Source organism: Rhodobaculum claviforme (assembly GCF_016653255.1).
In the GTDB taxonomy this organism is placed as follows: Bacteria; Pseudomonadota; Alphaproteobacteria; order Rhodobacterales; family Rhodobacteraceae; genus Rhodobaculum; species Rhodobaculum claviforme.
Window position 1 is genome coordinate 1 of record NZ_NHSD01000205.1, and the last position, 7,247, is coordinate 7,247.

Below are 7,247 nucleotides of genomic sequence, written 5' to 3' on the forward strand. Positions count from 1 at the left end.
CCCCGGCAGCACCGCGACGCCACAGCCCCCCTGCCCCGCGCGCGCGCGGGCCGGCGCCACCGCGGGCCATGCCACGGTCATGGTGGTGCCCGCGCCCGGCGTGCTGTCGGCCCAGATCGCCGCGCCGTTGCCCTTCAGGATGGTCGAGACGATCAGCAGCCCCATCCCGGTGCCGTGCTGGCCCTTGGTGGTGAAGTTGGGCCGGAACATCCGGGCGCGCACCGCCTCCGTCAGGCCGGTGCCGGTGTCGGAGATGGTGAACAGCGCCATCGGCTGCCCCTCGGGTGGCGGCTCACCCGCGTCGGGCGGCCGCGTCGGCGGGGCGGTCCCGACCGGCTGTGCGGCGATCGTGACCGTCGCCGGGCGGCCCGGCGGACCGGAATCGCAGGCGTTGATCGCAAGGTTCACGATCACCTGCGCCAGCTCGGTCGGGTTGGCCCAGACCTGCGGCAGCGGCGCCCCGAGGGTCACGCGCACCCCATGCCGCCCGATGCGCTGCTGCCCCAGCAGATCGACCGCGTTGCGCAGCATCTGCCCCAGATCATGCGTCCCGCGCGGCAGATCCGGCCGCACCAGCCCCCCCAGCCCGGCGATCAGGTCATCGGCCATGCCGACCGAGCGCCGGATGCGCGCCAGCCCCTTGTGCAGCCATGGCAGGTCGTCGGCGCGCAGCGCCAGCATCTCGGCGGTGCCCGCGACCACCGCGATGAGGTTCTTGAGGTCATGCGCCACGCCCCCGGCGATCTGCGCGACGATGTCGCGCTGTTGCGCGCGCTGCAACTCCTCGCGCAGGCGGGCGCGCTCCGCCTCGGCGTGGGCGCGGGCGGTCATCTCGTCGGTGATGTCGAAGCTGACACCCGACAGCGCGACCGGGCGGCCGTCGGCGTCGCGGTCGCTGATCCCGGCGTGCACCCGCAACCAGATCCATTCGCCGTCCCGGACACGGCGGCGATAGGTCAGGACATGGTTCTCGACCGCGCCCCGCTCCAGCGCGTCCAGCGCGGCCTGCACCTGCGGCAGGTCGGCGGGATGAACCGTCCGGGGCCAGGCGTCGCTGGGCATGCTGCGCATGTCGGGGGGATGGCCGGCCAGCACGCCCCAGCGGGCGTCGAACCCGGACTGGCGGCGGATCAGGTCGCGCCGCCAGCTGTAGGCGCGCGCGGCCTCCAGCACCGAGGTCAGCTCCCGCTCGGCGCGCTTGAGCGGGTCGATGTCGACCAGCACCCCCTCCCAGATCACCGAGCCGTCGTCGCGCACCCGCGGCACCGCCTCGGCGCGGACCCAGCGGGTCTCGCCGTTGGCGACGATCCGGGTTTCGTCCGAAAACGGGGCGCACCGGGCAAAGGCCTCGGTGTGGGCGCGCACCCAGCGCGCGCGATCGTCGGGATGCACGCGGGAAAACACCGCCATCGGGGCGCCCGTCGCCTCGGCACGGGTCAGGTCCAGCATCCTCAGGAACTGGCGGCTGACGAAGGCGAACTCCGCCAGCGCCGCCCCCGGCCGCAACACCATGGTATAGGCGCCCGCGGGCATGTTCTCGGTCAGCGCATGGGCCGTGCGCTCGTTGGCGCGACGCTCGGCCTCCAGCGCGGCCTCGGCGGCGCGCGTGTCGGTGAGGTCCTGAAAGGTGACGATGACCAGATCGCCCTGCAAGGCAAAGCCGACCAGCACGTCGCGCGGCCGTCCGGCCTTGTCGAGGATGCGGAACTCGCCCGGCGGGGCGATGCGGCCGGTGGCCTTGCGCGCCGCGACCTCGGCCGTCCACCGGGCCATGACCGCGTCACGCTGCGCAGGGTCGGGAAAGGTGCGCCGGGCCCAGGCATCCAGCGTCGGCAGATCCGCCAGGCTGTAGCCGAAGACCCGCGTGAAGGTGGTGTTGACGAAGCGGACCGCCGCCCCGTCACCCGTCTCATGCACCGCGATGGGGATCGGAAGCGTGCCGAGCAGCGCCTCCAGGTCACCGCCATCACCGCCGGGCGCGGCCGTCCCCTCCGGGCCGAGCAATGGCCCGATTGATGGCCCGGGCGCCTTGCCGGGGGATGGTCTGGTCATGGCAGGACCCTGCGATACCCATCTCTGCGGTAAATCTTATTCCCGGCGGACACGGCGGTAAACCGTCGGGTGCACACTCCCACCGGGCCGGAACCGCATCCGACCCCATCGGCGCAGGGGTCAACCGGCAACCCGCGCCACCCGGACATGGCGGACCTTGCGCCGTCGCCCCCCGGAGCGGCCGTCGGCGTCGGCGCGCCCGGACCGCCCGGACCGGTCGGGCGCCCGCATGTCGGGGTCGCGGCGCGGGCTGTGGGGCACCGCCGCCGGAGTCACGGATCGGGTCCACGACCGCCGACCGCGCCGCGACGGGCGACGGCTGCGCTTCATCCGCCGCCACATGCGCCGCGCCCGCGCCATCCGGATGGCATTGGCCGCCCCGGTCAACCGCAGGGCAAACAGGACCCCCAGCACCATCAAGGGTGCGGACGCCACCATCACCAGACGGCTGTCGCGCGGGGCGCCGCCGACGTGGCCGGGCACGCCGGACGACAGATGGACCTCGGGGGGGAGCAGCCGCAGGAAGGCCACGCTGTCATGCACCGGCCCACCGGGAAGCGCCGCAGCGCCCGGCCAGGCCCCCTGTCCCGGCGGCCGCGGCGTTTCGAGCAGCAGCGTCATCGCATCCGCGGGCGGCGCCGCGATCACGGGCAGCGCGGGCGCCTGACCGGCGGGCTGGCCCGCGCCGCCCACCGTCGCAGCCCCCACCGTCGCGGCCCCCATCGTCGCGGCGCCCACCGCAAAGGCCCCCACCACAAAGGAAAGGACCGCCGCCAGAATGATCGCAAGCCACCGCATCCGCTCCGCCTCCTTGCCCGATTGCACGGGGGGCAGAGTGCGGGCGCCGGCGCACAGACGCAGTCGCGCATCGGATCGCCCGGGGCGCATCGGAACCGGCGACCGTCACGAAGGGCGCACGGCGGCGCAAAGGTCGCCCGGCCCATCCCCCTGGTGCCGCTCCGACCCCTTTGGCGCGGCCCGCAGGCGCGTCGGAGTATCCGGGCATCCGGACGGGGGGCGCGGTCTATCCGATTCCCGCGCCGACCTCTTAAGGATCGGCGGGCCGGTTTCTCTTTCCGCGCGATCACCCTGTGGATATGTTCGCCCCGGTTCATAGAGGTTTGCAGATGACACCAGAGCGTGCCCCGACCGGTTCGACGTCCGATACCCTGTCCGTCCTGATCGTGGATGATCACACCCTTCTTTCGGAAACCCTCGCGGATGCGCTGAATGCGCAGCCCGGGTTTGCGGTGCGCACCGTGGGCACCGTCGAGGCGGCGCTGGCCGAGATCGCGGAACATGGCCCCCGGGACGTGGTGCTGCTGGATTACGAACTGCCCGGCACACAGGGGCTGGAGGGGCTTCGCCAGATGATGGCGGCCAACGGCGGTCGCGTCGCGCTGTTTTCCGGGGTGATGGGCTGGCCCATGGCCGACCGGGCGTTGCAGATGGGCGCGGCGGGGTTCCTGCCAAAGACGCAGTCGCTGAAGGTGATCGCCCATGCCATCCGGCTGATCGCCGAGGGCGAGGTCTATGTCCCCTCGGCGGTGCTGCGCGAGATCACCCGCGACGACGGCTCCTTCGGGTTGAAGCCCCGCGAACTGCGGGTGCTCGCCTGCCTGAACGAGGGCATGACCAACAAGGAGATCGGCCGGGCGGTCGATCTCGACGAGGTGATCGTCAAGTCGGTCATGCGCGCGATCTGTCGCAAGCTTGGCGTCACCAACCGCACCGAGGCGCTGGTCATGGCGCGCAAGCAACGGCTGTTGTGACGGCCCGCGATACGGGGAAAGGGGGCGGGGTCATGGCCCGCGACGCAGCGATCCGCACCCGGCTGGCAAGACAGAAGGCCCGCCTGCGCCAGGCACGGCGGATGGTGGCGCGGTCCGAGACGATGCTGCGGGCCGACGCGGCGCTGCGGGACGCCGCAACCCCCGAGGCGGGCATCCGGGCGGCGCTGGAGGTGCTGCGCGTGGATCTGGGCGCGGATCTGGCGGTGCTTGTGCGCAACGACGCACAGGCGGGCGCGGTGCCGCTGGCGGTGGTGCCCGCGGATGCGGCACGGGCGGACGGGCGGGACGGTGCCCATGCCCCCTGGCCGCCCGCGGCCGCGGCGGTGTTCGCGCCGCGCCACGCGACCGACCTGCGGCGGGTGGGGTGGCGCGATGCGCTGCCGGGGGCGCTGACGGCGGCGTATCGCGCGCTGATCTGCGCGCCGCTTGCGGTCCCGAACGAGGCCGGGATGGCGCTCGTGATGCTGGCGCACAGGCCCGCGCACTTCGACCAGCACGCCTACCGGTCGTTGCTGGACATGGCGGCCATGCTGGCGCACGCGCTGGAACAGCGTCGGCTGCGCGACCGCAGCGCGGTCTTTGCCGATCTGCTGGCGGGCGGGCGGCTGAGCGATGGCGCCCCCGACGCCCCGCTCGACCGGGCGTTCCACACCGTCAGCCGCGGTCTGGCGCGGGTGGCGGACTGGCAGAGCCATGTGCTGGCGATCAACGGCCTGCTTCTGACCTGCGCCACCGACGAGATCGACCGCGTGATCGACACCGTGCTGGCGCGGCTGGGCGCGCTGACCGGGGTCGACCGGGCCTATGTGTTCCGGCGCCGCGCGGACCTGCTGGACAACACCCATGAATGGTGCGCGCCGGGCATCGCGCCGATGATCCGGCAGTTGCAGGACCAGCCGATGGCACTGCTGGACGGCCATCTGGCGGCGCTGCTGCACGGCGCGCCGGTGCAGATCCCCGATCTTGCCACCCTGCCCGAAGGATCGCCCGCGCGCGCGGTGCTGGAGGCACAGCAGATCCGGTCGCTGCTGCTGGTGCCCTTTGTGCGCGACGGGGCGCTGCGGGGCTTCGTGGGGTTCGACTGCGTGCGCGGCAGTCGCGACTTCAGCACGGTGGAGGTGCAGCTTCTGGCCGGGGTCGCCACCGCCGTGGGGGCCGTTCTCGACCGGGCCGAGGCCGAGGCGGCGCTGCGCCGCGACCGCGACCAGCTGCGCGCCACCTTTGCCGCCATGCCCGAGCTGGTGCTGGAGCTGGACGCCAACGGCATCTTTACCCGCTGTTATGCCGGGACGCGCACACCGACGCGCCTGCCGCCGGAGAAATTCCTTGGCCGCCATTTTGCCGATGTGCACCCGCCCGACCTCGTGGCGGTGATCCGGCGGCTGATCGCCCAGGCCGACAGCGGCGATGGCATCGACGGGGTGGAATTCCCGGTCACCGTGGACGGGACCCGGCGCTGGTACCATGCCACCGCCGCCGCGCGGTCACAGGGTCCGGGGGGCGGCGGGTATGTGGCGGTGGTGCGCGACGTCACCAACCGCCACACCGCCGAACGCCAGCGCCGCCTGCTGGAGCGCGCCTCGCAGGTGACGCCCGAGGCGATCGTGCTGGCCGACGCCAACCGGCGCATCGAATGGGTCAACCCGGCGTTCGAGCGGCTGACGGGATGGCCCCTCGACGCGGTGCGCGGCCGCGACCCGGCCGAGGTCCTCGGCTCTCCGGCCACCGACCGGGCGGAGATGGCGCGGATGGTCGCCAGGGTGGAGGCGCGCACGCCGATGCAGGGCGAATTCATCGCCCGCACCCGCGCGGGCGAGGATATCTGGCTGTCGGTGGACGTGGTGCCGATGCTGGGGCCGGACGGCAGCTTCGACGGCTCCATCGGGGTGCACCGCGACATCACCGCGCTCAAGACCTCGGGCGAGCGGGCACGGCGCGCGTTGCTGGAGGGGCTGGACGCCTCGGTCGATGCGATCGGCACGACCGACGTGGCGGGCAATTTCACCTATCTCAACCTTGCCCACCGCGAGATGTTCGCCATCCCCGCGACCGAGCCGGCGGGGGATATCAACTGGTCCGACCTCTATGATCCCGAGCGGGCGGCGTGGCTGAACACCCATGCCATGCCCGTCTTGCGGCGCACCGGCAGTTGGCGCGGCGCGGTGACGGGCCGCCGCCGCGACGGCCGCGAGGTCCAGCAGGACCTGTCGCTGAGCCTGCAACCCGACGGCGGGATCATGTGCATCTCGCGCGATCTGACCGAACAGCAGCGCATCGCAGAGGAACGCGCGGGCCTGCGCGAGGCGCTGCAACAGGCCCAGCAGCGCGACACCGTGGCCCAGGTGGCCGGCGGCGTGGCGCATGACCTCAACAACCTGATCGCGGTGATCGCCGGGTCGCTGGAGGTGCTGGAGGGCACCGCCGACGCCCCCGACAGCCCCGCGACGCCGGTGCTGCGGCGGATGCGGCGCGCGATCGAGACCGCGCGCACCCTCACCGCCGGGATGGCGCGGCTGGGCCGGGCGGACCTGCCGCGCGGGGCGCAGGATCTGGGCCGGCGGCTGGCGGATGCGGTGGATCTTCTGGGCAGTGGGCGGGTCAGCCGCCATGGCGTGCGGGTGGATCTGCCGGATGCGCCGCTGACGGTCTGGGCCAACCCGACCGAGCTTGCGCAGGTGGTGATGAACCTTGCGCTGAACGCCTGCGATTCAGGCACGAAGGACAGCCCGGCGACGGTGGCGCTGACGGCCCTGCCGCCCGGCACGCCGCCGCCAGACCGCGCACCCGACGCGGGCACCCTGCCCCAGGCGCCGGTGCCGCTGGCGCTGTTCACCGTGCGCGACACCGGGACGGGCATCCCCGCCACGGTGCGGCCGCGCCTGTTCGAGCGGAACTACACCACCAAGGGGGAGGCGGGCACCGGCCTCGGGCTGCCGATCGTGGCGGCGATCCTGAACGACAACCACGCCGCGCTGTGGGTCGACACGGCCCCCGGCGCGGGCACCACCATGACGGTGGCATGGCCGATCCACCCGCCGGACACCGCGGGCGACCGCATCCCCGGCCGCGCCGGGCTGCGGCTGGACGCGGCGTGCACCGGCGACCGCGTGCCGGGCGATCTGCTGTCGGGGCTGCGGGTGCTGGTGGTCGACGACCTGCCCGACGTGGCCGAGGTGCTGGCCGAGATGCTGGAGGCCGCGGGCGCCGTGGCGGTGGCCGAATCCGACCCCCACGCCGCACAGGACATGCTGGCCGAGGCGCCGGGCCTGTGGTCGGTCCTGCTCAGCGACCTGCACATGCCCGGCCTCGACGGGCTGGCGCTGGCGCGCTTTGCCGCCACGCTGTCGCCGCCGGTGCCCACGGTGATCGTCACCGCCCGCCCCGAGACGCTGGCCCACACCA

4 protein-coding genes are annotated in these 7,247 nt (G+C 73.4%); 2 read left to right on the top strand and 2 right to left on the bottom strand.

Annotated elements, in window-relative coordinates:
- On the bottom strand, positions 1 to 2,052 hold a 2,052-nt coding region (locus CCR87_RS07170; protein ID WP_201156872.1), incomplete at its 3' end, for a PAS domain-containing protein.
- Positions 2,053 to 2,172: 120 nt separating this feature from the next.
- The gene (locus CCR87_RS07175; RefSeq protein WP_201156873.1) at positions 2,173 to 2,850 is read right to left on the bottom strand and encodes a hypothetical protein; all 678 of its coding nucleotides are present in this window, start codon (positions 2,848 to 2,850) and stop codon (positions 2,173 to 2,175) included.
- Positions 2,851 to 3,179: 329 nt separating this feature from the next.
- Here CCR87_RS07175 and CCR87_RS07180 point away from each other — a divergent pair, with 329 nt between their 5' ends.
- Positions 3,180 to 3,824 carry a response regulator transcription factor gene (locus tag CCR87_RS07180; protein ID WP_201156874.1) on the top strand — a complete coding sequence of 215 codons (645 nt, stop codon included), beginning with the start codon at positions 3,180 to 3,182 and terminating at the stop codon, positions 3,822 to 3,824.
- A 32-nt stretch (positions 3,825 to 3,856) separates the two neighbouring features.
- A partial coding sequence (locus tag CCR87_RS07185; RefSeq protein ID WP_201156875.1) for a hybrid sensor histidine kinase/response regulator occupies positions 3,857 to 7,247 on the top strand: 3,391 nt, incomplete at its 3' end.